Source organism: Paenibacillus sp. NPDC058177 (genome assembly GCF_042883835.1).
In the GTDB taxonomy this organism is placed as follows: Bacteria; Bacillota; Bacilli; order Paenibacillales; family Paenibacillaceae; genus Paenibacillus_AQ; species Paenibacillus_AQ agri.
This window is the reverse complement of sequence record NZ_JBHVVB010000007.1, coordinates 130,846-156,806: the sequence shown is the minus strand read 5'-3', so window position 1 is coordinate 156,806 and position 25,961 is coordinate 130,846. Positions and strand designations below refer to the sequence as shown.

Here is a 25,961-nt window from a genome sequence, read left to right as displayed (position 1 = left end):
TGATTTATGATGATTTTTTTGAAAAAGGAGGCTCTGCAATGTCACGAATAGCGATGGTGCTGGGAGCCACCGGTTTGGTAGGGAAGGCAGTGACCCAGGAGCTATTGCGCCGGGGAGCCTGGGATGAGATCAGGGTGCTGGTCAGGCGTCCCATCGGGATCAAGCATCCTTTACTCAAGCAGACCATAGTGGACTGGGAGCAGTTGTCCCGGTACAGAGAGCAGTTCCAGGGAGTGCAGGTCATGTTCTGCTGTCTTGGTACGACGATCAAAACCGCAGGCTCACAAAGCAGCTTCGAACGGGTCGATCTTGGATATCCATTGGAGGCTGCTGCTATAGCAAAGGAAGAGGGAGTGAGGCAGCTGCTGGCGGTCTCCTCGATAGGGGCCGACGCGAAGTCCCGCAATTTCTACAGCCGAACCAAGGGACGTGCTGAAGAGGGACTAATCGCGGCCGGCTTCCATGGTCTGCATCTGTTCCGCCCTTCCCTGTTGCTGGGACAGCGTAAGGAATTCAGACTTGGGGAGCGGGTGGCGGCTCGCCTGATGACGGCGCTGGATTTTGCCATGGTTGGTAAAGCAGCCAAATACAAGGCCATCCCGGGAGAGACGGTAGCCCGGGCTATGGTGAATATTTCGCTGGCTGGTACCGCTGGCGTACATATCTATCCTAATGATGTGATACATGTAATCGGAAAGGGCTAAAGACAGGCGGCTTCACGTCTTACGCAGATTGATGTTTGCATTAGATAGAGATCAGGACGTACAATGGGACCATAAATAATCCATGGATATGGGAGGAACACAATTATGAGTAAGAAACAAGTAGCAACATCCAAAGCGCCTGGTGCAATCGGGCCATACAGCCAAGCTATCGCTACGGGGAGTTGGGTACACACTTCCGGTCAACTCGGTTTGAATCCAGAGACGGGAGAACTGGCGGAAGGCGTACAGGAACAAACCCGTCAAGCTCTGAACAACGTCAAGGCTATTTTGGAAGAGGCAGGCGCTTCACTGGATCATGTAATTAAGACTACAGTGTTCCTTAAGGATATGAATGATTTTGTAGCGGTGAACGAAGTGTACAGCACCTTCTTCACAGAGCCTTACCCGGCACGCAGCGCGATTGAAGTAGCGCGTCTGCCGAAAGATGGGCTGGTTGAGATTGAAGCGATTGCCCGCAAGAAATAAACCGCACAAAAATTCCAGCAGTATAGGACAAGCTATCCTGCACCGCTGGGAGTCGACATGAAATGCAATAGAGAGTACACAAGTCAGGGAGTCGCGGCAGGAATGCTGTGGCTCCCTTTTGCTGTTGTCCGGTTGTGGCCTGAATAAGCATCGGGCTTCAGCCTTCAGCTTGGGTTTCTGCTGATAGGGAATCCTATTGCTCCCAGGTGCGGCTGTGCTTTTTGTCAATAAGGGTGACCGAAAATCCTCTCAGCTGTCCGCTTTCCATGCTGGTAGTTCCTGTTGCAGGAAGCTGAAATTCAGCAGTGTAGCTACCGCTATCATGGGGCTTCAGCTCAAGGGAAGAGAGGGGAATGGAGCCCCCGGCTAGCGGGTGTCCTTCGAGCTCAGGCAATTGAAGGACTACTTTTGCCACGACTCCGTTGACACTGTAATTGCGCACAGGCAGCTGACATTGACCGTTGTAAGTTGCCCCCTCAAGCTTGTATGTACATATTATTTTTTCGGGTTTTAGTTCAAGTGCGTACACACCTGAAGCGAACATGCGCTGGTAGCTACTGACCAACCAGTGAGGCACATTGGTTAGTAATATCATGAATACTATGAACAGGAGCAGCCGATGACGTGACAGAGACATGTTGAAAAAGGCAATTGAGGCTAGAAGCAAAATTAGTGATACTATACCGGAATAGTGCAGGCCGGTCCGGGTTGCTGGTGAGCTGTATAGCGGAATCCCGAAGGTATTCATCAGGATATCCAACCAGGAATCCGTCCCGGGGTAGCGGATGCTAAGCACAATAAGTGCACCGAGTAAGATCAAACCCGTCATGAATTGTCGTCGATTAAGGATTAATGGGACTTGCGATTTGATCCGTGCCACCTCCTGTTAAATAATCTCAATTATAGCATACGGACGGAATTGTCTCCGGTTGCAGAGGGGATTGCATGAAAATCTGCAGAAAAAAAGCAGAAAGGTTTTTAAATCGGCGCTTTTTCGTATATGATGATGAGATGAAGTCTTTTACTTCAAGGATATTTGATCCTTTATATATTTGAATTATTTATTAGGAGATCATCAATGAATAAGCATCTGTATGCAATATGGTTAGGAGACGTTTTATTTTGCTTCTCCGGCGAGACATCTGAGCCGAAGGTAGATGCGTGGACCCGGGTGGTCAAGCGTCTGGAGCTGCAGGGAGGACTGCGTCCTTTTGTGAGCGCAGCGCTGCGCTTGGCGGAAGTGAAATATCCAGTCTTGCCTGTGGAAGGGAAGCCGGCCCGCCGCGCGCTGCCGGGCCGTACCTTTGAAGGGCTGGCCTTGGCGCCCAAAGATGCTTTTGAATTGCTGCTCGCGTGGGACGCGGAGCAATGTCTAAGCCAGGGCGTGGAGCCAGGAGGCGAGCTGCGCTACTGGGCAGCCGCGGCCCGGTTCGCCCTGGAGCTGATGGGCACGGGCGGGTTTGTTCCCGGTGCCCAGCCGCTGCGTCCGGTAGGCTCACGCCGCCGGGGCGGCGAGCAGGCAGCTGCGGCCTGCTGGTCGCCAGTTTTTCGCAAACCGGAGGACAGGGAGTACTTTCTTCAGCTGGCAGCCTCAATGCCGGTATTGGCATTAGGAACGCACACAGCTGAAGCCAGCGAGGTCACGTCCCGCGAAGATGCGGGGGCGTATGTGCTGTATTCTTTCTTGCAGGCGATCATGACAGCCGAGATCAAGCGGGTTATCGCCGGGATGGAAGGGGAGCTGTCCCCCTTCAAAGCTAATTATCGGCGCGGCACCTCGCCACTGACGGAGCTGTGGTGGGACAGTCTACTGACCGGCAGCCGTGACATTCCGGTACAGGGGACCCAGGCCGAGGTTGATGAATTGCTGGCCGGTGTGAATGAAACCGCGGGAAGCGGAGTTCCGCATACCGCGGCCGAAGAGGAGCAGAGCGGGCAGCTTGGACTGGGTCTGCGACTGGAGCCACCGGTAGAAGACGCAGAAGTCTGGCGATTGTCTTTTTGGGCAGAGAATCGGGAAGAGGGAGAGTTCTGGCTTCCCGCTCAAGCTATCTGGGGCAGTAGAGAACAGGAATTTACGCTGTGGGGCAGGCGCTACCGCAACATCCAGCAGCAGTTTCTGACGGCGCTCGGAAGTGCGGGCAAGATATCGCCTGATATCCAGGCGGGGCTTAATCATCCAGCCCCTGAAGGTGTAGATTTGGAGCCGCATCGTCTGCATTTCTTCCTGAAGGAGACCGTGCAGCAGCTGACCGCCCGGGGAATAACGGTGCAGATGCCTTCGCGCTGGAGCCGTGAGGGGCGCCGGCGTGTAGGTATGAAGATGAAGATGCAGCCTCCTGGAGGATTAGACGGTCCGCCAGCAGTTGCCCTCGGCATGGAGGAGCTGATCTCCTTCCGCATTGAGGCTTCATTAGGAGATACCTCTATCACTGAAGAGGAATTGCAGGCATTGGTAGAGGCAGGGGTTCCTTTTGTCCGTTTTCGGGGTGAGTGGGTCGAGGTGGATCCGAAGGAGATTCGCCAGGTTCTAAGATATATGAAGCGTCATGAGAGTGGTGAGATGACTGCTGCGGACTGGATGAGGCTGGAAGCGGAAGATGGCGAAGATAGGCTTTGGAAAGGCATGTCCGTTACGGGCATGGAAACTTCCGGTCTGCTGGCTTCGATCATGCACGGCGATGTGCTGCGGGGTGAGAGCCATCCCGTCCCGCATGTCCTTCAGGGCACGCTACGGCCTTATCAGGAGCGGGGCTATCAATGGCTGGCTGCCTTGGGCAATCTCGGATTTGGGGTCTGTCTGGCCGACGATATGGGTCTTGGGAAGACGGTCCAGGTGATTACCTGCCTACTGGATCGCGCACTTACAGCTCCTGAAGGGGAAAAGAAGGGGCCGGTGCTGATTCTGTGCCCGACCTCGCTCCTCGGCAACTGGCAGCGTGAGCTGCAGCGGTTTGCACCTTCGCTATCGCTGCACATCCATCACGGCAGTCGCCGGGTCCGCGGCGAGGGCTTTCTGGATCTGGCGGACAGCCACGACATTGTGCTGACGACGTATCACCTGGCAGGCCGGGACAGTGAGGATCTTGCAGGCGTGCAGTGGTCAACGGTTGTGCTTGATGAAGCGCAGTATATCAAGAACCACCGCACCAAGCAGGCGCAGAGCGTGATGAAGCTCTCCGCACCACATCGGATCGCGATGACGGGGACACCGGTAGAGAATAGACTTGGCGAGCTGTGGTCTATTTTCCACTTTTTAAATCCCGGCTATCTCGGCACCTATCATTCCTTCCGCCAGCGTTATGTATCCGGCGAAGGTGGAGAGCGGCTGCGCGAGCTGCATCGTTTGGTATCGCCTTTTCTACTAAGACGGCTTAAGAGCGACCCGGACATTTCCAAAGATCTTCCGGAGAAGCTGGAGCTCAAATCGTATTGTCCGCTTACGGATACCCAGGCAGCGCTCTATCAAGGGGTTGTGGATGAAATGCTTGGGGTGATCGGCGAACGCTCCGGCATGGCCCGGCGTGGTCTCGTATTGTCCTCCCTTACGAAGCTGAAGCAGATCTGCAATCATCCTCAGCTGTTCCGTCGGGATGAAGGCCGGGGCTTGCGGAGTGAGCAATCCGGCAAAATGGAGGTCATGTTCGAGGTACTGGACAGTATTGCGGAGCTGGGCGAATCAGCGCTGATCTTTACTCAGTATGTTGCGATGGGCGAATTGCTGGTCAGCAGGTTATCGCGTCGTTACGGAAGAGCGCCGTTGTTCCTGCATGGCGGGATTTCGAAACGCGAGCGTGACGAGATGGTACATGATTTCCAGAATGGAGACCAGCCGACATTCTTCGTGCTTTCCTTGAAGGCCGGCGGGGTTGGGCTCAATCTGACGCGGGCGAACCATGTGGTGCATTATGATCGCTGGTGGAACCCGGCCGTGGAAAACCAGGCGACAGACCGGGCCTTCCGCATTGGCCAGCACAAAAATGTGCAGGTTCACAAGCTAATCTGTCAGGGGACGCTTGAAGAACGGATTGACGAACTGATTGAACGCAAAAAAAGCCTTTCCGAGCAGGTGGTTGGTTCTGGCGAAACATGGTTGACTGAGATGTCCAATCATGAATTGAAGGAGCTTATTGAGCTGCAGGGTCAGGACTGGATGTAGAACGGGAAGGGGAACAGGAGGGATCACATGAGTGAGTTATCAGAGCCAAAGCTGAAGTTGGAAGTCTCCCCCGGCAAAATAAATGCAGTATGGGACGTTGATGACAGGGTCAGTCTGGAGGTTCCGCTCTGGGCGGCGGATGCCAAGAGAGGTATCATACGTATGCTGGCGGACCAGGCCGGTGAAGTGTATGGGCTGCTTCAGGGGCGTATAGCCGATGCGATTCTTGAAACCTATCTTTTGCCGTCTGCGGCTGAATTGGAGGGAGGGAGTTATAGCCTCCTCCATGAAGGCAAGAAGACCGAACTGCTTAAGCTGCTGAAGAACCAGTTGGCTCATGATCCATGGCTGGCTTTTGCGCTGCGGGGGATGACCCAGGTGGAGCTGCTGAACGGAGTATTTGCGTTTTGGGCAGAGGAGAAGGGGCAGGAAGCTGTCGAGGACGAACCGGCAAAGCCTAGTGATTTGGCATCCGAGCTGGTCCGGCTCGAGCGGAAAGGACCGCCGATCACCTCTGGAGAGTGGCTGGCCGAGGCGGCGGCCGAGGGCTCCCTGCATCAGCCAGGTACGTTATTTCATGAAATCGCAGAACGTGCTCTCCCCTCCGCACCGGTTACTGCGGATACGAAGGAAGAGTGGGAACGGCTTCTGCCCCAGACTCCGAAAGCCCGCGAGGGACTGCATCTGGTCATGCGACGGGTGTCCGAAGCTGCTGTTAAGCGGGCGCAGAACATACGCAAGGCTTGATATCGAGTTGTGGAATAACGCGGGAGATTTTTGTGAAGTGTAGTGCTGTACAGTAGAGGGAAGTACGATGAAGTATAACGAGTACAGCAAAGGTTTTGCCTGTGTGGAACAGGTGAGGTAGGGGTTTAACAGGAATTTCTCACGTTAATTTGCTGAATTGGCGAGTTATCCGCTAATTATCAGGAAAAACTCCTGTTAATATTGTCATTGGGCCGGATAGTGGGGGATATTAAGCGAATTAGCTGGAGAATTTCCAGTTAAATGAAGGGTGATTGAGTTTTAGCTCTGAATAACTGGAGATAATCCTGTTATTTTTAGAATTGAGATAATGAGCGATGGATAGGGTGCAGGTAATAAGCAGGAAGTAGAAAGTAAGCAGTGAGTGATAAGCAGTGAGTGATAAGTAGAGAGAAGTAAGTGGTAAACAGTGAGAAGTACGTGCTAAGTAGTGCAGTGGCGATAAGTAGTGACGGATTATTAGTGATAATTGGTAAGAAGTAAGTAATGAGTATAAACCAAAAGAACCCTCACCCCGCTACTCAAGCTCGGGAACGAAGGTTCTTTTTAGATAGCGCAGAAGTTGTTCAATCAATACTGTATAGGAAGCAGCCTATTGAGCCATTGAATTAATTCTTCACATCGGTTTGAAATTCTGTTCAACTACTCTGTGTATGTTAGTCTGCTCAAACAGAGCAGTTCTTAAGTATTACGCAGGCCGCTACTGCTCCCGCTGCTGTCTCCTTCGGTTAGTTCCAGGATCTCTCTGCGCAGGCGGAGCATTTTTTGATCGAGTTCATCTGCGGCGCGGGCGGCTTCTTTGAGTTCGTCCGCAACATGTGTCGGAAGCTGTTTATCGAATTTATAATACAGGATGTGTTCCATGCTTGCCCAAAAATCCATAGCAAGGGTACGAAGCTGAATTTCTGCCTTCACCCAGCGTGTCCCTTCGAGCAGGATCAGCGGGATAGCGACGATAACATGCAGGCTCTGATAGCCGTTCGGCTTAGGATGGGCGATATAGTCCTTGATCTCCAGAACGCGCATATCCTCACGCCTGCTTAAATGATCCACTAAACGGTAGATATCTTTGACAAATGCACAAACAATTCGCATACCGGCAATATCATGAATATAGTTCTCCATATTCTCAAGGCAAAGATCGTATCCCTTGCGCTCCATCTTTTGGATGATACTCTTAGGTTCCTTGATCCGGGATTTGACATGCTCGATCGGACTAAAGCCGTCCCGAACCTGCCATTCTGTTCTGATGATATCAATTTTATTCTGAAGCTCATTAAGAGCATGACGGTAAAGGGCCGGTAATGCCTTGAATTCCTCAATCTGTCTGGCAAAATCCTCATTGGCCTTCCATTGCTGAAGATCCTTTACGTGTACCTGCAACTGACTCAGCGTAAGCTGACGGCTTTCTTGTTCGTCTTCCACTGCTTCTCTCCCGATTTCGTTATGTGTGACTGACTCTATTTTAACCGATCTATATCCCCGGAAGCAAAAAAACGAACCCCGGAGGATTCCCCTCCGGGGTCCGGTCAGCGGCTGTTCAAGGATTCTTCACAAACATTCCGGGCTAAATTACGTATTACTGTTCATATAGCCGCTGCATCATGAGTATCTATTTGTTCAGGGGTGTGCCCCCGCCATAACCTTTGTCTTGATAAGCGGTGTTCTCCAGCTTAGTTAGAACATTAAGGGACTTAATCATTTGTCTGGTGTCGTTGCTGCCATGTTCGTACAAATATTGGTATAAGGCAATGGTCTGATCATCAAACTCCTCGGCGGCGTCATCGTGATCGGCGGATTTAAACGGAACAAAGGCACGGCGGAACGTATAATCATCGTCGCTCTCCAGATTAGTTAACAGATCCTGCAGGATTGTAAGCTCCTCATCATTCAGGTGCACTTCAAACTCATTGGACTCGTTGCGGATATTCTGTATTACGCCATGGGCTGCAGAGACAAAATAACGTTTTTTCTGGTCATTGGCCGGCATCGTGAATCCCTCCGTTTTCCGTTATATTGCCCTAGGGTTCATTTTTTACTATTATACACAGAACGGTAAATAATGAATCTGTGCGGTACATTTGGTATGATAGAAGCACGTTTCACTGTGGAGAAGGAGGAGCATCGATGAACTTATTGCAGCGTATCAAGGACGGTGCCAGCCGGGTTACCGAAAAAGCACAAGGTTCTGTGGAAATCGGTAAGCTGAATAGCCAGATTTCAGATATCGAGCGTGAGATGGAAGTTGAATTTATGAAAATGGGCCGGCTTTTCTATGAAGGATATCGTTTGAGAGATATGTCAGAGGCCGAAGGGAAAATGGTGGAGCTGTCGCGTGTCTGTTCAAGACACCAGGAGAGAATTGACGTATTGCGTTCCCGCATAGCTGAGCTGAAAAATGAACGGCTGTGTGCCTGTGGCCAGGTTGTGGCCCTGGACGCCAATTTTTGCCCGCACTGCGGACGCAAGCAGGAAGAACCGGCTTTTACGTATAAGGCGCCTGCCCCGCCAGAGCCGGTGTACACCGTGCAAGAGGAAGAAGATGAGCATCAATACTATGGTGCTGAGGACCTGACCGATGAGGAGCGGGAGATCGCGCTGAAGATGAGTCCGGCTGGCGTGTATCCCGAAGCAGGGCTTGCAGAGGATGAACTTCCACTCGAAGAGAATGATGAGAGTAACCCGGATGTTGACAAGGAACGTCGTCATGCCGATGAATTGGAACGTGAACGGTTGCGGCAGCTTGAATTGGATCGGCGCATCCGCGATTGGAAATCGGGAGAACAACAAGATCCGGCAGCGACTAGCGAGGAGCATGGTGTGCGGGATATGGTGAAATGCCAGATCTGCCGCACAGATCTTCCAAAAGGCTCCATGTGGTGCCCGCGCTGCGGTTCGGAGCAAATCTAGTTTTACAGTCAGCTTAGGGGGACATAAGAATGGAACAGTTGCTGCTGCATCTGCGCAATCTGGGCTTCACAGAGATGGAGTCCAAAATTATGGTGGAGCTGGCGACCAAAGGTCAAGCTTCGGGCTATGAAGTAGCCAAACAGCTCGGAGTATCGAGATCTAACGTATATGCTGCGTTGCAGCGCCTGACACAACAAGGATATGTGCGATGCGGGGAAGGAGAGCCTGCACGGTATAGTGTGCTTAATCCGGAGGAACTGTCGACGATGATCTCCGGGCGGATTCAGTCCTCCCTCGCTTATATGGAGAATGAAATGCCGCGCGGCGGACCGGTAACCCCGTCATTTTACAATGTTGAGGGAGACCGCAACGTGCTTGGCGCACTGATACATCAGCTGAATCTGGCCGAGCAGGAGATCGTGGTTGACGTATGGCGGGAGGAAGCAACACTGCTGCGCAGCGAGCTGGAACAAGCTGAGCTGCGGGGAGTTAGGCTCCTGTGGGCGTTTGACGGCGACAATGCCGTTGCAGCTCCACCAGCCTGGACGCCGCTGGGCGGAAAGCCGCCGCGCAGTGATGGCCGCAAATTCTCGTTTGTGATCGATCGGAGCTGGTGCATGCTTGGTATGCGTTACAGTGACGGTACGGCACAGGCTGTCGTCACTGAACATCCGGTGATGGTGGAACTGCTGTTGAATCATTTTACACAAGAAATGGTACTTTTCGAGCTGGAGCAGGATATGGGCGCCGAACTGGAACAGCGGTACGGTGATCGCTATAGCAGCATCTATAGCAAATATGTAATGCACAGCGAGGATGGGCAAGAATAAGGCTGAGCCTTTCAGCCCGAAACGAAATTATTTCAGGGAGGTGAAATGTATGGAATGCATCGTTCATTTTGAAGTTGTGCATCCGGAAGGTCCAAAGCCACTGCGCGGACTGTTGTTTTTGGATGAAGGTGCCACTCCGGGTGAGGCTGAGCTGATTGGCATGTTCAAGGACATGAAATTCGAGGTGCGGCTGGCGGACCGGGAGAAGCTGATTTTCAAACCGGTGAATGCAGGGGCTAACTATTCGGAGATTCGGATTACCGGGTATGACACGGGTAATGCTAAGGATCAGCATAAGGAAGACCATGATTTGAAATCCATTGTAGGCAACCTTTTGCCTCAGAAGCCGACCGGGCTGTAGCCTGTGAGGAGGTAAGGGTCCATTTTGTGGGAGAAGGAGGAGTACATATGGAGTTGTTGAGGCGAAAAGTAATCGATGAAGGCATCGTTCTCGGCCAAGGTGTGCTCAAGGTAGATTCTTTCTTGAATCACCAGATGGATCCGGTTCTGATGCGGGAGATCGGGCGCGAGTTTACCCGCCGCTTTAACGGGGAAGAGATCACGAAAGTGCTGACCATCGAGTCCTCTGGCATTGCGCCAGGCATCATGACGGCTTTGGAGCTGGATGTGCCGCTGATTTTTGCCCGCAAGCAGAAGTCATTGACACTGACAGAGGATATCTATGTGGAGAAGGTATACTCTTTTACGAAAAAAGAGACCAATGAAATCACCGTCTCCAAGAAATTCATCGCTCCAGGAGAGCGGGTTCTGATCGTCGATGATTTTCTGGCGAACGGCGAAGCCGCCTTCGGGCTGGCGAGGATTGTGGAACAGGCCGGAGGCAGCGTGGCCGGGATTGGTATTGTGATTGAGAAATCCTTCCAGCCGGGTCACCGGCTGCTGCAGGAAGCGGGCTATCGTGTGGAATCGCTCGTGCGAATCGCTTCGCTGACGGAAGGACAAATTGCATTTGTGGAAGACGATGAGGTGCTGCCGGGTTAGACGGCAGCACCCCGGAGTAACAAGCCAGAAACCCGGGCAGCTGCCCATGGTTTCCGGCTTGTTTCGCTGCGGCTACTCTGCGCCGCAGCAGAAGAAAGGCCAGCACGCGTGGTTCTACGCGTGCTGGCCTTATTGTCGTGCCGTCCTATCCGGCACGACGGGGATCCCCTGCCTAGCCGCTGGCTTGGCAGGATCTCTGCGCCGCGGCTGTGCCCTGCGGCGACAGCACGCGCAGCGCGCCAGGCACGCAGCGCACGGCGAGCGGCGCGAGGCCGAGGCTCTCGCCGTCGCCGATGGCCTGCCGGGGCTGCTCGAAGGTCACAGCTACGCTGCGTCCTCGCAGCATGGTGACGAAGGGCAGAGACACGTGTTTGCCCTTCAGCACCGTAGGGAACAGCCGCAGGAGCTGCCCGCGGCTGCACCCGTGCACAACGCAGACGTCGAGCTGGCCGTCCCCGGCCTCCGCCTGCGGGCAGATCTGTAGCCCGCCGCCATAGCCCGGCAGGTTGCAGACCGAGACGAGCCAGGCCGTCTCGAAGGAATGCTCCTTGCCATCGCAGGCTACGTTGACCCGGCAAGGCTTGAAGGTCAGCAGCGTATGCAGGATGCCGATAATATACGCCAACTGTCCGGCGCCGATGGCGTTGCAAAAACGCTTGTAGCGGCTGGTATTCACATTAACCGCTACTTGGGCGTCAAAGCCGCTAGCGAAAGCGGTCAAAGTGAATCCGTCCCTGCCGGAGAGCAGGTCGCTGTCCAGCCAGCGACCACCGGTGGCTGTCGCCAGTGCCGTCTCCGGATCCAGAGGGATGCCGAACCCGCGGGCTGTATCATTGCCGGAGCCGGCCGGAATTACCGCAAGCCGGATTCCGGTCTGATGAAGAGCGCCGAGCACGCTGTGAATCGTGCCGTCGCCTCCGACAACAACAGCAGCTTCCCAATGCTCCCGCCGGGCCAAGGCCTCCAGTACGGCACGTTCCGCGCTTGCAGCATCCTTAGTGAACAGGGTCTCGTAAGAAATGAGCCGCTGCTTCAGCAGCTTCTCTACGATCCGCCATGTTCGCTGCCCTGTGCCTCCCCCGGAACGTGGATTTATGATAAATAAGTACATTTCTTTTCCCCCAGCTTCAAAGATCCAGTGTAATCTATTCTCCATTGTAAGGAGTGGAAGAGTGAAAGGGAATCTTTTTTACGCAAGAGGACGGAGATTAAATGTGGCGAAGCTGTTGTTCCGCGAAAGTTCCCGCCCAGGGCAGCCGATACCATCGGCCACCCAGCGCGTGATAAACCATCAGGAGCCAGATCGCCAGGCCGCAAAGGGAGAGAATGGCGGCAATGAGCGGACCAATAAGCGGCAGCAGGCCGCTAATTACATGTCCGACCATCAGCGCGCCGAAGGCGATCAGCGATTGCAAGGCATGGAAAAGCACAAAGCGGCTTTTTTTCTCCAGAGCCAGAAAGACGATGCCGCCTGCAAAAGGGAAGAAATAGCATAGCGCACCCGCGATATTGTCGGGCAGGCCTGTAGATGATCTGAAAGGGGACAAAGGGATCACACTCCTTCTCCCCATCATTCTATGAGGGCGGTGGACAAAGTATGTGATCCTCATCAGCCCATAGCAGGGATCAGATATTGCTCCACTAGTCTCCGTGGATTCTTCCACTGCCTGACTTTAGTCTCTGCGGTGAAGATCACAGCAGCATCCAGACTTGGCAGCAGTAGAATCTGCTGTCCGCCATGGCCGTGCGCAAGCTTAAAGGGTTGTCCGCTCATCGTCCCGTTCCAGAACTGGTACCCATAGTCGCCGAAGGAGGGATAGCCGGATGTCTGAGGTTCGAGAGCTTCCTGTAACCATGCCTGCGGGACAATCTCTTCGCCCGCCCAGAGACCGCCGCTCAGGAGGCAGATGGCTGTCTTGGCCATATCCCTGGCGGTCATGAATAAACCGATATGGCCCATGCTATGCCCTTCGGGGCTTGAGTTCCAGGTAACATGAGTAATTCCCAGTGGAGTGAAGAAATGCTGGCGGGTATAGCTGAAGGCATCTAGACCTGTGGACTCCGAGAGCATCATAGAGATCAGATGGGTATCGGTACTGCGATACTGAAAGGTCCCGATACTGCCAGGAAGAATCGGCAGACTTAGGGCAAAGGTTCCCCAGCGGCGGCTATTGTGAAACTTGCGAATGAGTGGCTCCCCCAGCTTCTTTCCCGTGATCCAACTGAAGCCGGCGGTCATGGTCAGCAAATGGCGGAGGGTGAGCTCTTCGAGCTGGGGCGAAGGCTGGGAGAGCATATGACGATGCAGCACTTCGCAGACCGGGGTTTCAACACAAGGGATGTCCCCGCGCTTGATTGCAATCCCCGTTATTAGTGAGACGAAGCTTTTGGTGGCTGAACGCAGATCATTTAGCGACCCAGCTTGATAATCGCCATAATAACGCTCAAAGATGAGCTTTCCTTGGCGTACTAATAGCATACTGTGCATTTTGGGATAGCTCTGCAGGATGGTCTGATGTGCTTGCTCCAACAGGAAGCTGTCAGTGTTTGTGTCTTCAGGGAGCGCTGTTTCGATGAAGGAGACGGGGCTATGGGGTGAATGAAGTAAATTCAATGGATGATTCATCATAGAGGTCCCCTTTTCTTGATCCAGACAGGCATGCTAGCCGAGTTGAAATATGAGTGTATTTTACCCGGAATCCGGAAAGCTCACCCCAATTACATGCCATAAAATAAAAATATTTCCCATAAGCACATTTTACATGGAAAGGTGGAAGTTGCGCCGGAATATGATACAATATAACGATAAGGCCCGAAAGGAGTGATTCAGTAAGTGGCTCTTCGGGTAATTAAAGTGTCGAGGTGCTTTCATTACAGGCATCTCAAGCTCTCAGCCCAAATCACGACGAACCTGCTTCTCCTGCAAGATGATGTATCCACTTCAATAAGTTATTGGAGCAGCGTCAAGCGGATAGTGCGAGCTACGTATGTGTAACGGATACTGACTTGCATTTCGGAGTTACGGCGGACTTTTCATCATGCATTCTCTACAACGGAGCATTCATTTTCAATGTTTTGGGAGGGAACTGATCATGGCAAGTAAAGGTCATAACGAAGTTAAGGAAAGTCTACGGGAAATGACACGTATTTTCCGGCCCAAAGATCCCAAGAAATTCGTAAAGGAGTACGTCCGAAAGTATCGGATCACGGGAGGCTATGAAGAAGAGCTGACCATGGTCGTAGAGCATGAACTGGTAAAGATGAATTCATCCGTCTCCTAAATACAAGAGAGGATCATCACCCAGACGTTCTTACGACAACATTCTGAGTAACTACATCCATGAGGATTCTCATAAACCGTGTCCGGCGGCGTGCCGCTTCAGGAAGCGGTTTTTTTTGCGTTCCAACACTGGTGAAAAGTGGAAGAAAATCCGTTGAAAGCAAGCCCCGCAATGAATACGCGAATTTTTCATTAAACAATCAGAGAATAAATTAGTCAAATGAATTAATAGACACATTTTAAAATGCAATCGCTTTCATTATATAATTGTATTTGTATACGTTTTCAGAAAACGTTATTAAATTCAGTAATGACAGGCTTTTTGGCCTTCTGAAAAGACTTTGTGAACTAGCTGTGAACGATTGACAAAACCCACCCTTAAACTTATATTAATAGTGATTGTTATAATTGACAGGGAAAATACGGTAAATTATGAAATCGGGAAAAGCGGGGTAGATCTATGATGAAAACGTGGCAAGCTGTAAGGCGACTCCTTCCCATGATCGCAGTTTTTGGACTCATTCTTCTTACCGGTTGCGGACGCGCGGACTTGTCGGCACTCAGGCCGCAGGGACCGGCGGCAGAAACCTCGTACGGACTCATGAAACTGTCGATTACCATTATGGTTATCGTGCTGCTGATTGTCTTCTCCATCGCGGCATTTGTGATGATCCGGTTCCGCAGAAAGCCGGGACAGAGCGAGATTCCTGAACAGGTGGAGGGCAGCATCAAGCTGGAGATTCTATGGACCGTGATTCCGCTGATTTTAGTAGTTGTTCTGGCGGTTCCAACGGTAAAAGCGGTGTTTGCTGCTGGTAATGATCATTGGAATGACAAAAATGCAATTAAAGTAAAGGTAACAGGTCACCAATACTGGTGGGAGTTTGAGTACCCTGATTACGGCATAACTACGGCGCAGGATCTGGTGATTCCTAAGGGAAAGGATATCGCCTTTGAATTGAAGACTGCCGATGTAATACACTCCTTCTGGGTGCCATCGCTCTCTGGTAAGCTGGATACGAACCCGGCGGGTACCATTAACCGCTTCAGCTTCAGTGCGCCAAATGAAGGCGTTTACCGAGGCAAGTGCGCGGAGCTGTGCGGACCTTCTCACGGCCTGATGGAATTTAAGGTCAAGTCCGTCAGTGAAGAAGCATTTCAGAAATGGATCGATGGTATGAAGAAACCGGCAGCGGTGCTTCCTGAAGATCCGGCCCTGGCCAAGACCTTCAAGGACCAATGTCTGAAATGCCATGCGGTAGGTGATCAGGGGATATCCGTTGGACCGAACCTGACGGGGATTGGCTCACGGGAAGCTATAGCCGGGATCTTGATCAATGATGATTCAGGAGTAGAGGGTGCTTCTGTTGAGGAGAACTTGAAGACCTGGCTGCATGATCCTAAGAGCGTGAAGCCGAACAATCTGATGCCAAGCCCCAAGGATTTGGGACTGACCGATGAAGAGATTGACGGCATTGCCCATTACCTGGCTAATTACAAATTGAACTAGTCCTTTCAACCATTAAACCAAGCAGCAATTTTGAAAAGGGGGTACGAATCTTGGCTCAAGCAGCTCCTGTCCTGAACCATTCCAAGCCGTTGAAGCATGGTCATACCGTCAAACGGCACACCGGACTGATGGATTGGATCACCACCGTCGATCACAAGAAAATTGCAATTCTGTATTTATGGGCCGGAGGTTTGTTTTTTGGCATTGGCGGTCTGGAAGCGATCCTGATCCGAATTCAGCTCATCAAGCCGATGAATACCTTTCTAAACGCTCAGCTCTTCAATGAGTTGATTACGATGCACGGAACCACGATGATCTTCCTTGGCGTTATGCCGATTATCTTCGCCCTAATGAATGCGGTCATTCCGCTCCAGATCGGGGCACGCGACGTTGCTTTTCCTTTTCTTAATGCGCTTGGCTTTTGGACCTTCCTGTTCGGCGGCCTGCTGCTCAACCTCAGCTGGGTTATGGGTGGTGCACCTGATGCCGGCTGGACAGCCTACGCGCCATTGTCTACCAGCACTTATAGTACGACACACGGAGTAGACTTTTATACCATCGGATTGCAGATCGCGGGCTTAGGTACCCTGATTGGGGGCATTAACTTTCTGGCAACCATTATCACAATGCGTGCGCCGGGGATGTCCTACATGCGGATGCCGATGTTCGCCTGGACCACATTTATTACTTCCGCTATTATTCTCTTCGCTTTTCCGGCCATTACGGTGGGCCTGGTACTACTGACCTTTGACCGAATCCTTGGAGCTAACTTTTTCGAGGTTGGTGCCGGCGGTAACCCCGTGCTTTGGCAGCATATCTTCTGGATTTTCGGACATCCCGAAGTGTATATCCTGATCCTGCCTGCGTTCGGGATCATCTCCGAGATTATTCCGACCTTCTCGCGCAAGCGTCTGTTCGGGTACAGCTCGATGGTCTTCGCTACGATCTTGATCGCCTTTCTCGGCTTCATGGTCTGGGCGCATCATATGTTCACTACGGGTCTTGGACCGGTCGCGAACGCGTTGTTCTCGGTTTCGACGATGCTTATTGCCGTACCTACCGGAATCAAAATCTTCAACTGGCTGTTCACGATGTGGGGTGGACAGGTGCGTTTTACCACGCCGAATCTGTTCGCAGCCGGTTTCATTCCAACCTTTACAATGGGCGGTGTCACCGGGGTCATGTTGGCCTCTGCACCAGCAGACTTTCAGTTCCATGACACGTATTTTGTCGTCGCCCACTTTCACTACGTTATCGTAGGCGGCCTGGTGCTTGGCCTATTCGGAGGGCTGCATTACTGGTGGCCGAAGATGTTCGGACGCATGCTGAGCGAGAAACTCGGCAAGTGGACCTTCTGGACCTTCATCCTTGGGTTCCACATGACATTCTTTGTGCAGCATTTCCTTGGACTAATGGGTATGCAGCGCCGTGTCTTCACGTATCTGCCGAACCAGCAGTTTGATCTCCTGAACTTGATTAGTACGATCGGTGCGGGTCTGATGGGTGTGGGAACGATTATCTTCCTGACCAACGTATTCCTGACTTCCAGAAAGCCTGTGGGTGCATTAGATGATCCTTGGGAAGACGGCCGGACATTGGAGTGGAGTATCCCTTCTCCTCCACCGGAGTATAACTTCAAGCAAACGCCACTAGTGCGTGGCATTGATGCTCTCTGGAAAGAGAAAACAGCCGGAAATAAAGGGATGACGCCTGCGGAGCCAGTCGGTTCCATCCACATGCCTTCCGCTACCGCATTGCCGTTCGTCATGTCCGTGGGAATCTTCATAGCGGGACTTGGGTTTATGTTCAGCAGGGATGATTTCGGCAACGCGTTTATGAGCTTTATTTTCAATAATTACATTGTAACGGCAATCGGGCTTCTCATTACATTTGGGTCGATGGTGCTGCGTTCCGTGTTCGATGATCACGGCTGGCATATTGAACCTGAAGAGCTGGAAGAGGGGTGAGGATGGAATGACAACGGCACACGCAGAAGCAGCTAACGGCACGCTTCCACACGAACCGGAAAAAGCGACCCTGGAGGGACGCAATAAAGTGCTCGCCTTCTGGCTATTTCTGGGCGGGGAAGCGGTGCTCTTCGGCACCCTGTTCGCCACCTTCCTGGCCCTGCGCAATCAGACCAATGAAGGCCCGACAGCTAATGAACTATTTCATCTGCCATTGGTTGCAGCGGCAACCTTCATCCTGCTAGTGAGTAGTCTGACGAGTGTATTCGCCATCCAGGCGATGCACCGGAATCGTCCGGCTGTGCTGCGAAACTGGCTGCTCATTACAGTCGTTCTGGGACTCGGCTTTCTTGGACTGGAAATCTATGAGTTCAGTGAGTATATAAGACATGAAGAATTCGGAATGACTACAAGCGCATTCAGCTCCGCGTTCTACACGCTAGTCGGGTTCCACGGCGCACACGTTGCCTTCGGGATAGTCTGGATTGGAATTCTGATTGCTCAGCTGGCTCGCAAGGGACTGAACGTTATCACTGCGCCGAAGATTTATGTCTCAGCCATGTACTGGCACTTTATCGACGTGGTCTGGGTATTCATCTTCACAGTGGTATACCTGCTTGGAAAGGTGGGCTAGATCATGACGACGGATCAACAAACGCCACAAGGCGGAGTTAAGCACCGCTACCGGCATGAAGGACCGCAAAAGCATATTGTCGTATTCATCTTCTCGATTGTGCTGACCTTGATCGCTTTCGCTGCAGTTGCGGCAGGCGGAGTGAATGCATCGTTCGCGGTGATTCTGCTGTTGGTAATGGCTGTACTGCAAGTGTTTGTGCAGATGGGGTACTGGATGCACTTGAAGGATAAAGGGCATATGCTGCCCATCCTGTTCATGATCGGTGGATTTTTTGTAGCAGGTACTTGTATTATCATGTCACTCTACTGGGTATGGTGGGACTAAAGGTGATTTGCGGAAGAGGAGGGCAGTTCATGCCCCCTCTTTTTGGCATTATGGCTGCGTGAACAATCACCTTATACCCGCCTTCCTACCAAGGAGGCATAAATAAGATATGCTGGGATTACAATATTTTAGCTTCGCCGATTTATGGAGCCCGTTATTTTTGGCGGGGATGCTGCTGGTTACAGCGGCCTATTTTGTGTTGATCGGACCGCTGTCGTCACGGTTCTCGGGTGCTGCCCCTGTATCGTTCTTCCGCAGAACACTATTTGTGTGCGGGATGGTGGCGCTGTATTTGGCACAGGGGGGACCGGTTAGCTTACTGGGGCACATCATGTTCTCTTTTCATATGCTGAGTATGGCCTTGTCCTATCTCGTCGCGGTGCCTCTGATTATGCTAGGTATTCCCGACTGGATTTGGCGTGCTGCCCTGAAGGTCAATCCTTTGCGGCGTTTGTCGTTTTTGGCTCATCCGGTAGTGGCGGCGCTGCTGTTTAACGGATTATTCTCGCTGTACCACGTGCCGGTGATTCATGATTATGTTATGCTGCATTTTACGGTTCACCGTCTCTATTATATGATTCTCTTCCTGACAGCTGCCTTGATGTGGTGGACGCTGATTAACCCGTTACCGGAACGTAAGATGGCCTCGGGACTCGGCAAGATCGGCTTTATCTTCCTCAACATGGTATTGCTGACACCGGCTTGCGGACTGATTATTTTTGCTGGCCAACCACTCTACGCCACCTACAGTGATCCTGATGCATGGGCCAAAGCTATGGGCTATTGTGTGTCCGGTGATCCTGCTGCGCTCTTGAAGGCATTTGGGGGTCCAACGTTCTTCGGATGGCTGTCGCCAAAGGTGGATCAGCAGGTAGGAGGCATAGCGATGAAGTTCATTCAGGAATTTATTTTCGCCTCTATGCTTGCTTATGTGTTCTATCATTGGTATAAAAAAGAGAACGGGCAAGACGACAGGGAAGATTCCGGACCCTCTTCCGGTCTGGAAGGTGTCGTTTGATCCGTGATAGCTGGGAATGCCAAGGGGGATAATCATGGATATTTTTACGCTGTTTCCAACGATCAGTACATCGTTCATCGTAATTAGTGCGGTGCTGGTGGCAATTGGCTGGGGACTCATCATTAAGGGCAAACGTGAGGCGCACAAGAACACGATGATTGCTGCCGCTGTCGCTGCTCTGCTGTTCTTTATCGTGTATGTATCAAGAACGCTGTTTGTGGGGAACACCTCATGGGGCGGACCGGACGAACTGAAGACCATTTATCAAGTATTTCTGATCTTCCATATTGTACTGGCCACTGTGGCTGCTGTATTCGGGTTAACTACGCTTACGCTAGGGTTCAAGGCAAAGTATGCCAAGCACCGCAAATGGGGCAGAGTGACCTCTGTAATCTGGTTCATTACCGCCATTACAGGCGTAATGGTGTATGTGCTGTTGTACATGCTGTATCCGGGCGGACATACGAAGCCGGTATGGGAAGTCATTATGGGCGCATAGACGCCAGCGGAACAGGCCTAGTGGATTTGTATGTCTCCTGCACGGAAGCATGCAGCCACAGGCCTGTTTTTTATCAGGAAAGTGAGGAATATGTATACTCTTTATAAGGCCGCTTTCCTGCTGGGAAGTCTCTGCTATACCGACAACTGCAGATCTGTGAGTAGCAGAAACTGATCTACGATCTGACTGTCAAACTGTGTGCCGGCGTGAGCGCGGAGTTCATCCCTGGCCTGCTGGATGGAGGTTCGTTCCCGATAGGGGCGGAAGGATTGCATGGCGTCATAGGCGTCAATGACAGAACAGACCCGAGCAAGAAAGGGGATGTCCTCTCCCTTCAGTCCGTAGGGATAACCCGTGCCATCCCATCGTTCATGGTGATAGCGGATTACGTCGTTTACTTCGCTGTCTATACCTGGGAAATCTTTGGCAAGCTCGGCTCCGAGCAACGGGTGCAGCTTCAAGATATTCCACTGTTCCTCCGTTAAGGGCTCTTGCTGGTCAAGAATCTCCACGGGAATTAGAGACTTGCCGATGTCGTGCAAAAAGCATCCTCGCACCAGAATGTTTTTCTCTTTCTCTATTAGTTTCATGGAGCCTGCCAGTTCCTCTGCCATCATGGCTACTCTAATGGAGTGCCTGTGCGTTTCCGGGTGTTTGTCCCGCAGAAAATTCATCCAAACGCTCACATGGGCCTCTTCCGTTAGAGCAATGTGCACCTTTTTGACTAGTGCGGCTAATTCCCCCAACCTATTCTCCCTCCTCAATCTCTTGGCAAAACCCTCACCTGATCAAGCAGTAAGCGTGCAAACTGTACGAAAATAGAAGAAAGACAGCAGAAAAATGTCGTACAATATGGCTTATGCGACATTTTTAGTGCCAAATATAGGTCTGTTTCGCATTTATGCATACACACAATACTATGTAAGTATTATAGGCCATTTGTATATTACTGTATAGTTATTATAAGAGAATTATTCTATTTTTTGTCTGAATTTGTCGTAATCTATAACATCTCGCAGACAATGCTTTATCAGATAATGAAAGTGCGGACCGGACACGGGGGTGTCTGGTTTTTTTATATGGTCATGGAGATTGGCTGTAAATTATTTTGAATTAAATATTGACGATGGAAAATAAAGGACATATACTGTGTATATAGATATATACAGTAAGCACAGGTAACACAGTGCATAACTCATTGTTTTTCAAATTGAGATGCTAAAGCGAGGTAACTGTTTATGAAGATGTTCAAGCAGTCTTGGTTCATTATTCGGGGTGACTTTCGCGGGTCTAAGTTAAGGATCCTGTTCCCGGTAGCGTTTTCGCTTCTTTTTATGGCATATCTGGGCGGGTTAGCAACACTAGTTCTGAATGACTCGTTGGGTGGGAAGGATCGGAATGTCATATCAGATTTCTTGCTACTTTCTATAGTTCCGATACTAGGATTCACATATTCCCGCAGGACCATGAAATATTGGAGCGAGGATTCCTACACCAAGATGCTCATGTATCTGAAGAGTCTCCCTATCCCGATGGAGGTTATTGTGAACAAAAGAAAGATCCAGTCCTTCCTGTCCTTCGGCATGAATGGTATCCTGTTCTTCGGACTTATCTATGCCTTTGGTGAACATGTTCAAGCGAACTTGAACTGGATCGAATATCTTTCCTTCGCCTTCACTTGGATTGGTTATGGTTTGATGATTGCAGGTCTGTACATCTACATTGAGTTCTTGTTCAGTGGAAAAGCCTACGGCTGGCTTACCCTGCTCATCATGGGCCTCTCGCTGGCGACAGCGGCGATCATCAGGATATCAGGTGGGAATGTATTCATCTTTACCATAGAAAGCTCGAAGGAATGGGGCTTGTTATCTCCGGTGATGTGGGGGATGCTGCTGGTGGGTTTAGCCGCCTTACAGGTAATCTCAAAATGGACAATACACCGGCTGAAAAGACGGAACTTCATATGAAGAGTCTAAAATTGCAAGGAAGCATTTCGGCTCGCCGGAATGAAAAGCGGGGTGTAAATCGTGTGGATACCGGTGCAAATTGATGAGAACAGCGCAGAGCCGCTGTATCACCAGATAGAGACACAGCTAAGATCGCTGATTATTAGCGGGGTGATCGCAGAGGGAACATTGCTTCCCTCGATACGTGAATTTGCCGGAGATTTGAAATGTAGTGTCATTACCGTTCGCAGGGTCTATCAGGACTTGGAAAATGAAGGGCTGCTGCGGACGCGGCAGGGTACAGGCACCTTCGTCTCTAATGTCGGGGAAGGTGCGAGAGAGAATTATAAGCGTGATGCTGTGACAAAAGCGCTGGAGACCGCGGTGGATGTTGCGCATTCGGTCCAGTGCACGAGGGAAGAGCTTGTCGAGCTGTTTAAAGAAATCGTGGAGCGCAAATATACAGGTCAGGAATGAAAGGTGGAGGTACTGAAATGGCACAATTGGCAATCGAGCTGCGAAATATAAGCAAAAAAAGGCGGAACAAAACGATTGGTCCACTTAATCTGGGCCTGCCGCAGGGACACATCATCGCGCTTGTCGGTCAAAATGGCTCCGGTAAAAGCACTTTACTGCAAATGCTCCTCCAACTGACGCATCCCGAGGAGGGTGAAATTCTCTGGTTCGACAAAACCCATAACGAAGGTATACCGCTGGAGGTGCGCCAGACTATAGCATATGTACCAGAGAACTCGCTTACCGAAGAGAATCACTGGAGTGCCGAGGAGGCAGCAGCCTTCCGCAGCCACTGGTACCCACAGTGGGATCAGCCTTACTTTCAGGAATTGATCGATATCTTTGAGGTTCCACGGAGCATCAAGCTGGGGAAAATGTCCAAGGGGGAGCGCCGTAAGTTCGAGATTGCTGCAGCTCTGGCTGCAAAGCCTCAGTTGCTATTGCTCGATGAGCCTTCTTCCGGACTGGACCCTTTTGCCTGGAAAGCTATGATAGAGGCCTTGCGCAAATATATGGATGGGCATAATGCAACGATCCTGATCTCCACCCACATCGTCGATGAGGTAAGAAGACTGGCCGATTATATTGTGCTTATGCACAAGGGCCAACTGCTAGGCATGGCGGATAAAGACAGCCTGTTCGGGGCTTGGAGCGAGGTTTGGGTGAATGTGGCGGATCAGGAGGAGCTTGCCGAGCTTGCGGCGGAACTTCCGGGTACACTGAACCACACAATGGATGGCAAAGGAGTGGCCTCGTTCGTTACCGGTCAATTTGAACAAATTGAGAAACGCTTGCACCATATGGGCGTAAAGGTAGTTAAGAGCCGTGTGTTGGAGCTGGATGAGATTTTGGGCTTATGGACACAGGGATATCGTCCAATTCTGGTTGATGACAAGAAAGGGGACTGAAGATGGAAGCTTTGAAGCTGGAGCAAGTAGTGAAGCAGTATGGAGAGAAAACCGCTGTAAATCAAATTAGCCTGAAGGTAAATGAAGGGGAGATTTATGGATTGCTTGGCGCCAATGGTGCGGGCAAGACAACAACCATGCGTATGGTGCTGGGGTTGATTTATCCCGATGAAGGCAAGATTCTCTACAATGGAAAATCATTTAACAGTGAGCTTCAGCGCATTATGGGCTACCTACCAGAGGAGCGCGGATTGTATCCGAAGGTAAAGATTAGTGACCAGATCACTTATTTGGCCCAGCTTCGTGGCATGTCAAGGAGCGAGGCCGACAAGAGCCTGCGTTACTGGTTGGACCGCTTCGAAGTTCCTGAGTATTACAACAAGAAGATTGAAGAGCTATCCAAGGGAAATCAGCAAAAAATGGGCTTTATCGCTGCGGTTGTCCATAAACCTCAAATCCTCATTCTCGATGAGGCTTTCAGTGGCCTGGACCCTGTAAATGTCGAACTGCTCAAGGACACAGTCAAGGAATTACGTGATCAAGGTACGAGTATCCTGTTCTCCACACACCGGATGGAACACGTCGAAGAGCTCTGCCGGAATATCACCATTCTCGATCGCTCCAATACCGTGGTGCAAGGTGAGATCCGTGAGATCAAGAAGGGGTATCCACGCGAGCAGGTGCTGCTTCGCACCCCTGGTGAAGTTTCCGGACTGGAGTCTATTGCAGGCGTAACAGCTGTGAAACGACAGGAACGGGGTTATTTGCTGACAATCAGCGAGATTGAAGCCGCACAGCGCATTTTACAGCAGGCAATCGGACAGGGTGAAGTGGAGCATTTTGAAATTAAGGAACCGACATTAAACCAAATCTTTATCCGGGCGGTGGGTGAATCTCATGAATAAGATGGGGACAATTATCGGCTTTACCTTTAGGAATAAAGTAAGAACGAAATCATTCATGATTACTACGTTGATTATCGTATTGCTGCTCAGTATCGGGATGAACATCCCGTACATGATTAAAGTGTTCAAGGGTGATGATACCGCTAGTGGTACGGCAGGAAGCACCACAGTGATCGGACTTGTAGCTGACAGCGGAAATCCGGCAGCTGAACTGCTTAAGGCTTACAATCCTCCAGCAGGAATCCCGAAAATTACGCTGAATTCTTATGCCGCAAGTGATGATCCCGAGCTAAAAAAGGCGCTGGATGATGAGAAGGTGCAGGGCTACCTCTCTCTGGGAACAGCATCCGCTTCAGGTCTGCAGGAAGTGACCTACTTCAGCCGCGATGGCAAGCTTAAAGGGGAAGTGCAATCCTATCTGCAAGGGGCATTGCAGCAGGTTAACGCACAGCTTATCGCCGGAGATAAGCTGACGCCAGAGCAGATCAGCGCGATGAATACGCCGGTAGCGATTGGTACCAAACAGCTTAGCACGACAGGTGAAGTAGAAGTGGAACCATCCCATCCTGCTATTAATTACGTGATAGTATATGTGCTTTTAATTCTGTTCTTTATGTCGATCATGATGACAGGCAATATGATCGCAGCAGAAATTACTTCAGAGAAGAGCTCTCGTATTATGGAGATTCTGATCACAAGCGCTTCGCCACTGGCGCAGATGTTCGGTAAAGTTATCGGGATCTTCCTGGTTGGATTAACGCAAATTGTAATTATCGCTGCGGCAATTGCCGCCAACCTGAAACTGCCGCATAATGCGACAATTATGAGCGACTTTGATCTGAATTTCAGTCAGTTTAATGTTGGTTTACTGACATATGGCATCATCTTGTATATCCTGGGCTACTTCCTCTTCGCTCTTATGTACGCAGCCGTTGGCTCCATTGTCAGCCGTACTGAAGATCTCGGACAGGCGATTATGCCGATCATGATGCTGGGCTTTGCAGCTTTCTACATCCCGTTGTTCAGCATTGCTAGTCCAGATACCCTGCTGGTCAAGGTTGCAAGCTTTGTACCATTCACCTCCCCATTGACTCTGTTGCTGCGAATTGGTGTAGGTAGTATAGCGTTGTGGGAAATTATCGTCTCGCTGGCGATTCTCCTGGTAACGACGTTCTTCTTCGGCTGGCTCGCCGCGAAGATCTACCGTACCGGTGTCCTGATGTACGGTAAACGCCCGAGCATCAAGGAAATCAGAAAAGCCATGAAGGCTTACAAAATTTGATTTGGTTGTACCCATATCCGAAAGGGGATTGATAATAATGAATGCAAATAACGTTCAGAAAACCAATGAAGAGAAAAACCAGATCGGTGCGTTTCTATTCTTCTCCTCCATGTTCTGTTTTTTCGGTGCTTGGATGGACCCCGGTGATTCCGGGCTACGGCTGGGAATCAAGATCGGAGTGGGAGTTTTGGGTGCGGTAGGCGCGGTATGGGGACTATACATGTATGGGAAGCTGCGTCAGAAAGAGAAAAAATAATAATGTGAAAAAACAAAAACCTTGTTGGCTGCTCATCCGGTCAACAAGGTTTTTTGC

Annotated in this window: 28 protein-coding genes; 21 read left to right on the top strand and 7 right to left on the bottom strand. The window is 51.0% G+C overall.

Features of this window, described 5'->3' with window-relative positions:
- Positions 1–38: 38 nt before the first annotated feature.
- Entirely contained in the window at positions 39–704 is a 666-nt protein-coding gene (locus ACFVU8_RS24300) for an oxidoreductase (protein WP_379468589.1), read from the top strand.
- Positions 705–809: 105 nt separating this feature from the next.
- Positions 810–1,190 (top strand): RidA family protein, encoded by a 381-nt coding sequence (locus tag ACFVU8_RS24295; protein ID WP_175372241.1) that lies wholly within the window; start codon positions 810–812, stop codon positions 1,188–1,190.
- Positions 1,191–1,383: 193 nt separating this feature from the next.
- On the opposite strand, the gene ACFVU8_RS24290 is transcribed toward ACFVU8_RS24295, so the two are convergent.
- A complete protein-coding gene (locus ACFVU8_RS24290; protein ID WP_387430716.1) occupies positions 1,384–2,019 on the bottom strand; it encodes a hypothetical protein in 636 nt (211 codons plus the stop codon).
- A 249-nt stretch (positions 2,020–2,268) separates the two neighbouring features.
- Between ACFVU8_RS24290 and ACFVU8_RS24285 the strand changes: the two genes are divergently transcribed.
- Both ACFVU8_RS24285 and ACFVU8_RS24280 read left to right on the top strand, forming a co-directional pair.
- Positions 2,269–5,349 (top strand): DEAD/DEAH box helicase, encoded by a 3,081-nt coding sequence (locus ACFVU8_RS24285; protein ID WP_387430714.1) that lies wholly within the window; start codon positions 2,269–2,271, stop codon positions 5,347–5,349.
- Between the two features lie 27 nt (positions 5,350–5,376).
- Positions 5,377–6,096 carry a hypothetical protein gene (locus ACFVU8_RS24280; protein WP_387430712.1) on the top strand — a complete coding sequence of 240 codons (720 nt, stop codon included), beginning with the start codon at positions 5,377–5,379 and terminating at the stop codon, positions 6,094–6,096.
- Between the two features lie 699 nt (positions 6,097–6,795).
- On the opposite strand, the gene ACFVU8_RS24275 is transcribed toward ACFVU8_RS24280, so the two are convergent.
- Together ACFVU8_RS24275 and ACFVU8_RS24270 are read right to left on the bottom strand one after the other, a co-directional pair.
- On the bottom strand, positions 6,796–7,497 hold the full coding sequence (locus ACFVU8_RS24275; protein WP_379468609.1) for a GTP pyrophosphokinase: 702 nt from the start codon (positions 7,495–7,497) through the stop codon (positions 6,796–6,798).
- 229 nt (positions 7,498–7,726) lie between these two features.
- Positions 7,727–8,104: a hypothetical protein gene (locus tag ACFVU8_RS24270; RefSeq protein ID WP_387430710.1), complete on the bottom strand. Its 378-nt coding sequence runs from the start codon at positions 8,102–8,104 to the stop codon at positions 7,727–7,729.
- Positions 8,105–8,241: 137 nt separating this feature from the next.
- Here ACFVU8_RS24270 and ACFVU8_RS24265 point away from each other — a divergent pair, with 137 nt between their 5' ends.
- The 4 genes from ACFVU8_RS24265 to ACFVU8_RS24250 are packed head-to-tail and all read left to right on the top strand — an operon-like array spanning position 8,242 to position 10,856.
- A complete protein-coding gene (locus ACFVU8_RS24265; protein WP_387430708.1) occupies positions 8,242–9,024 on the top strand; it encodes a zinc ribbon domain-containing protein in 783 nt (260 codons plus the stop codon).
- A gap of 29 nt (positions 9,025–9,053) precedes the next feature.
- Positions 9,054–9,854 carry a TrmB family transcriptional regulator gene (locus ACFVU8_RS24260; RefSeq protein ID WP_387430706.1) on the top strand — a complete coding sequence of 267 codons (801 nt, stop codon included), beginning with the start codon at positions 9,054–9,056 and terminating at the stop codon, positions 9,852–9,854.
- Positions 9,855–9,903: 49 nt separating this feature from the next.
- Complete coding sequence (locus ACFVU8_RS24255) at positions 9,904–10,215, top strand: hypothetical protein (RefSeq protein ID WP_379468576.1); 312 nt, start codon at positions 9,904–9,906, stop codon at positions 10,213–10,215.
- A gap of 47 nt (positions 10,216–10,262) precedes the next feature.
- Entirely contained in the window at positions 10,263–10,856 is a 594-nt protein-coding gene (locus tag ACFVU8_RS24250; RefSeq protein ID WP_175372233.1) for a xanthine phosphoribosyltransferase, read from the top strand.
- 172 nt (positions 10,857–11,028) lie between these two features.
- Here the strand turns inward: ACFVU8_RS24250 and ACFVU8_RS24245 are convergent, their stop codons facing one another.
- The 3 genes from ACFVU8_RS24245 to ACFVU8_RS24235 all read right to left on the bottom strand — a co-directional run bounded on the left by ACFVU8_RS24245 (position 11,029) and on the right by ACFVU8_RS24235 (position 13,485).
- On the bottom strand, positions 11,029–11,967 hold the full coding sequence (locus ACFVU8_RS24245; RefSeq protein WP_387430704.1) for a diacylglycerol/lipid kinase family protein: 939 nt from the start codon (positions 11,965–11,967) through the stop codon (positions 11,029–11,031).
- Between the two features lie 97 nt (positions 11,968–12,064).
- Entirely contained in the window at positions 12,065–12,403 is a 339-nt protein-coding gene (locus tag ACFVU8_RS24240; protein WP_379468571.1) for a DUF4870 domain-containing protein, read from the bottom strand.
- Positions 12,404–12,465: 62 nt separating this feature from the next.
- On the bottom strand, positions 12,466–13,485 hold the full coding sequence (locus ACFVU8_RS24235; protein WP_387430702.1) for a serine hydrolase domain-containing protein: 1,020 nt from the start codon (positions 13,483–13,485) through the stop codon (positions 12,466–12,468).
- Positions 13,486–13,948: 463 nt separating this feature from the next.
- Between ACFVU8_RS24235 and ACFVU8_RS24230 the strand changes: the two genes are divergently transcribed.
- The 7 genes from ACFVU8_RS24230 (at position 13,949) to ACFVU8_RS24200 (ending at position 20,091) form a co-directional block, all read left to right on the top strand.
- The gene (locus ACFVU8_RS24230) at positions 13,949–14,137 is read left to right on the top strand and encodes a hypothetical protein (RefSeq protein WP_042123803.1); all 189 of its coding nucleotides are present in this window, start codon (positions 13,949–13,951) and stop codon (positions 14,135–14,137) included.
- Between the two features lie 459 nt (positions 14,138–14,596).
- Complete coding sequence (gene coxB, locus ACFVU8_RS24225; RefSeq protein ID WP_379468567.1) at positions 14,597–15,646, top strand: cytochrome c oxidase subunit II; 1,050 nt, start codon at positions 14,597–14,599, stop codon at positions 15,644–15,646.
- 128 nt (positions 15,647–15,774) lie between these two features.
- Positions 15,775–17,613, top strand: a complete 1,839-nt coding sequence (gene ctaD / locus ACFVU8_RS24220) for a cytochrome c oxidase subunit I (RefSeq protein WP_175372271.1) — start codon at positions 15,775–15,777, stop codon at positions 17,611–17,613.
- A 7-nt stretch (positions 17,614–17,620) separates the two neighbouring features.
- Positions 17,621–18,247 (top strand): cytochrome (ubi)quinol oxidase subunit III, encoded by a 627-nt coding sequence (locus ACFVU8_RS24215; protein WP_066374645.1) that lies wholly within the window; start codon positions 17,621–17,623, stop codon positions 18,245–18,247.
- A 3-nt stretch (positions 18,248–18,250) separates the two neighbouring features.
- On the top strand, positions 18,251–18,574 hold the full coding sequence (locus tag ACFVU8_RS24210) for a cytochrome C oxidase subunit IV family protein (protein ID WP_175372229.1): 324 nt from the start codon (positions 18,251–18,253) through the stop codon (positions 18,572–18,574).
- 109 nt (positions 18,575–18,683) lie between these two features.
- Positions 18,684–19,592, top strand: a complete 909-nt coding sequence (ctaG, locus tag ACFVU8_RS24205) for a cytochrome c oxidase assembly factor CtaG (protein WP_387430700.1) — start codon at positions 18,684–18,686, stop codon at positions 19,590–19,592.
- Positions 19,593–19,626: 34 nt separating this feature from the next.
- On the top strand, positions 19,627–20,091 hold the full coding sequence (locus ACFVU8_RS24200) for a DUF420 domain-containing protein (protein ID WP_379468562.1): 465 nt from the start codon (positions 19,627–19,629) through the stop codon (positions 20,089–20,091).
- Positions 20,092–20,225: 134 nt separating this feature from the next.
- Here the strand turns inward: ACFVU8_RS24200 and ACFVU8_RS24195 are convergent, their stop codons facing one another.
- Positions 20,226–20,837 carry an HD-GYP domain-containing protein gene (locus ACFVU8_RS24195; RefSeq protein ID WP_387430698.1) on the bottom strand — a complete coding sequence of 204 codons (612 nt, stop codon included), beginning with the start codon at positions 20,835–20,837 and terminating at the stop codon, positions 20,226–20,228.
- A 492-nt stretch (positions 20,838–21,329) separates the two neighbouring features.
- On the opposite strand from ACFVU8_RS24195, the gene ACFVU8_RS30000 reads away from it, so the two are divergent.
- The 6 genes from ACFVU8_RS30000 to ACFVU8_RS24165 are packed head-to-tail and all read left to right on the top strand — an operon-like array spanning position 21,330 to position 25,904.
- Positions 21,330–22,058, top strand: coding sequence for an ABC-2 transporter permease (locus ACFVU8_RS30000; protein ID WP_483875013.1), 729 nt, complete (start codon positions 21,330–21,332; stop codon positions 22,056–22,058).
- 60 nt (positions 22,059–22,118) lie between these two features.
- Positions 22,119–22,514 carry a GntR family transcriptional regulator gene (locus ACFVU8_RS24185; RefSeq protein ID WP_387430696.1) on the top strand — a complete coding sequence of 132 codons (396 nt, stop codon included), beginning with the start codon at positions 22,119–22,121 and terminating at the stop codon, positions 22,512–22,514.
- Positions 22,515–22,531: 17 nt separating this feature from the next.
- The gene (locus ACFVU8_RS24180) at positions 22,532–23,461 is read left to right on the top strand and encodes an ATP-binding cassette domain-containing protein (protein WP_387430694.1); all 930 of its coding nucleotides are present in this window, start codon (positions 22,532–22,534) and stop codon (positions 23,459–23,461) included.
- A 2-nt stretch (positions 23,462–23,463) separates the two neighbouring features.
- Complete coding sequence (locus ACFVU8_RS24175) at positions 23,464–24,366, top strand: ABC transporter ATP-binding protein (RefSeq protein ID WP_379468553.1); 903 nt, start codon at positions 23,464–23,466, stop codon at positions 24,364–24,366.
- On the top strand, positions 24,359–25,648 hold the full coding sequence (locus ACFVU8_RS24170; RefSeq protein WP_387430692.1) for an ABC transporter permease: 1,290 nt from the start codon (positions 24,359–24,361) through the stop codon (positions 25,646–25,648). Before ACFVU8_RS24175 ends, ACFVU8_RS24170 begins: the two co-directional genes overlap by 8 nt.
- A 37-nt stretch (positions 25,649–25,685) precedes the next feature.
- Positions 25,686–25,904 carry a hypothetical protein gene (locus ACFVU8_RS24165; protein WP_387430690.1) on the top strand — a complete coding sequence of 73 codons (219 nt, stop codon included), beginning with the start codon at positions 25,686–25,688 and terminating at the stop codon, positions 25,902–25,904.
- The last annotated feature ends 57 nt before the right edge of the window (positions 25,905–25,961 follow it).

Bases quoted from the DNA above. Each gene is read 5' to 3' on its own strand.
- ACFVU8_RS24300 (WP_379468589.1), top strand. From the start codon at position 39: ATGTCACGAATAGCGATGGTGCTGGGAGCCACCGGTTTGGTAGGGAAG.
- ACFVU8_RS24295 (WP_175372241.1), top strand. From the start codon at position 810: ATGAGTAAGAAACAAGTAGCAACATCCAAAGCGCCTGGTGCAATCGGG.
- ACFVU8_RS24290 (WP_387430716.1), bottom strand. From the start codon at position 2,019: ATGACGGGTTTGATCTTACTCGGTGCACTTATTGTGCTTAGCATCCGC.
- ACFVU8_RS24285 (WP_387430714.1), top strand. From the start codon at position 2,269: ATGAATAAGCATCTGTATGCAATATGGTTAGGAGACGTTTTATTTTGC.
- ACFVU8_RS24280 (WP_387430712.1), top strand. From the start codon at position 5,377: ATGAGTGAGTTATCAGAGCCAAAGCTGAAGTTGGAAGTCTCCCCCGGC.
- ACFVU8_RS24270 (WP_387430710.1), bottom strand. From the start codon at position 8,104: ATGCCGGCCAATGACCAGAAAAAACGTTATTTTGTCTCTGCAGCCCAT.
- ACFVU8_RS24265 (WP_387430708.1), top strand. From the start codon at position 8,242: ATGAACTTATTGCAGCGTATCAAGGACGGTGCCAGCCGGGTTACCGAA.
- ACFVU8_RS24260 (WP_387430706.1), top strand. From the start codon at position 9,054: ATGGAACAGTTGCTGCTGCATCTGCGCAATCTGGGCTTCACAGAGATG.
- ACFVU8_RS24255 (WP_379468576.1), top strand. From the start codon at position 9,904: ATGGAATGCATCGTTCATTTTGAAGTTGTGCATCCGGAAGGTCCAAAG.
- ACFVU8_RS24250 (WP_175372233.1), top strand. From the start codon at position 10,263: ATGGAGTTGTTGAGGCGAAAAGTAATCGATGAAGGCATCGTTCTCGGC.
- ACFVU8_RS24245 (WP_387430704.1), bottom strand. From the start codon at position 11,967: ATGTACTTATTTATCATAAATCCACGTTCCGGGGGAGGCACAGGGCAG.
- ACFVU8_RS24235 (WP_387430702.1), bottom strand. From the start codon at position 13,485: ATGATGAATCATCCATTGAATTTACTTCATTCACCCCATAGCCCCGTC.
- ACFVU8_RS24230 (WP_042123803.1), top strand. From the start codon at position 13,949: ATGGCAAGTAAAGGTCATAACGAAGTTAAGGAAAGTCTACGGGAAATG.
- coxB (WP_379468567.1), top strand. From the start codon at position 14,597: ATGATGAAAACGTGGCAAGCTGTAAGGCGACTCCTTCCCATGATCGCA.
- ctaD (WP_175372271.1), top strand. From the start codon at position 15,775: ATGGATTGGATCACCACCGTCGATCACAAGAAAATTGCAATTCTGTAT.
- ACFVU8_RS24215 (WP_066374645.1), top strand. From the start codon at position 17,621: ATGACAACGGCACACGCAGAAGCAGCTAACGGCACGCTTCCACACGAA.
- ACFVU8_RS24210 (WP_175372229.1), top strand. From the start codon at position 18,251: ATGACGACGGATCAACAAACGCCACAAGGCGGAGTTAAGCACCGCTAC.
- ctaG (WP_387430700.1), top strand. From the start codon at position 18,684: ATGCTGGGATTACAATATTTTAGCTTCGCCGATTTATGGAGCCCGTTA.
- ACFVU8_RS24200 (WP_379468562.1), top strand. From the start codon at position 19,627: ATGGATATTTTTACGCTGTTTCCAACGATCAGTACATCGTTCATCGTA.
- ACFVU8_RS30000 (WP_483875013.1), top strand. From the start codon at position 21,330: ATGAAGATGTTCAAGCAGTCTTGGTTCATTATTCGGGGTGACTTTCGC.
- ACFVU8_RS24180 (WP_387430694.1), top strand. From the start codon at position 22,532: ATGGCACAATTGGCAATCGAGCTGCGAAATATAAGCAAAAAAAGGCGG.
- ACFVU8_RS24175 (WP_379468553.1), top strand. From the start codon at position 23,464: ATGGAAGCTTTGAAGCTGGAGCAAGTAGTGAAGCAGTATGGAGAGAAA.
- ACFVU8_RS24170 (WP_387430692.1), top strand. From the start codon at position 24,359: ATGAATAAGATGGGGACAATTATCGGCTTTACCTTTAGGAATAAAGTA.
- ACFVU8_RS24165 (WP_387430690.1), top strand. From the start codon at position 25,686: ATGAATGCAAATAACGTTCAGAAAACCAATGAAGAGAAAAACCAGATC.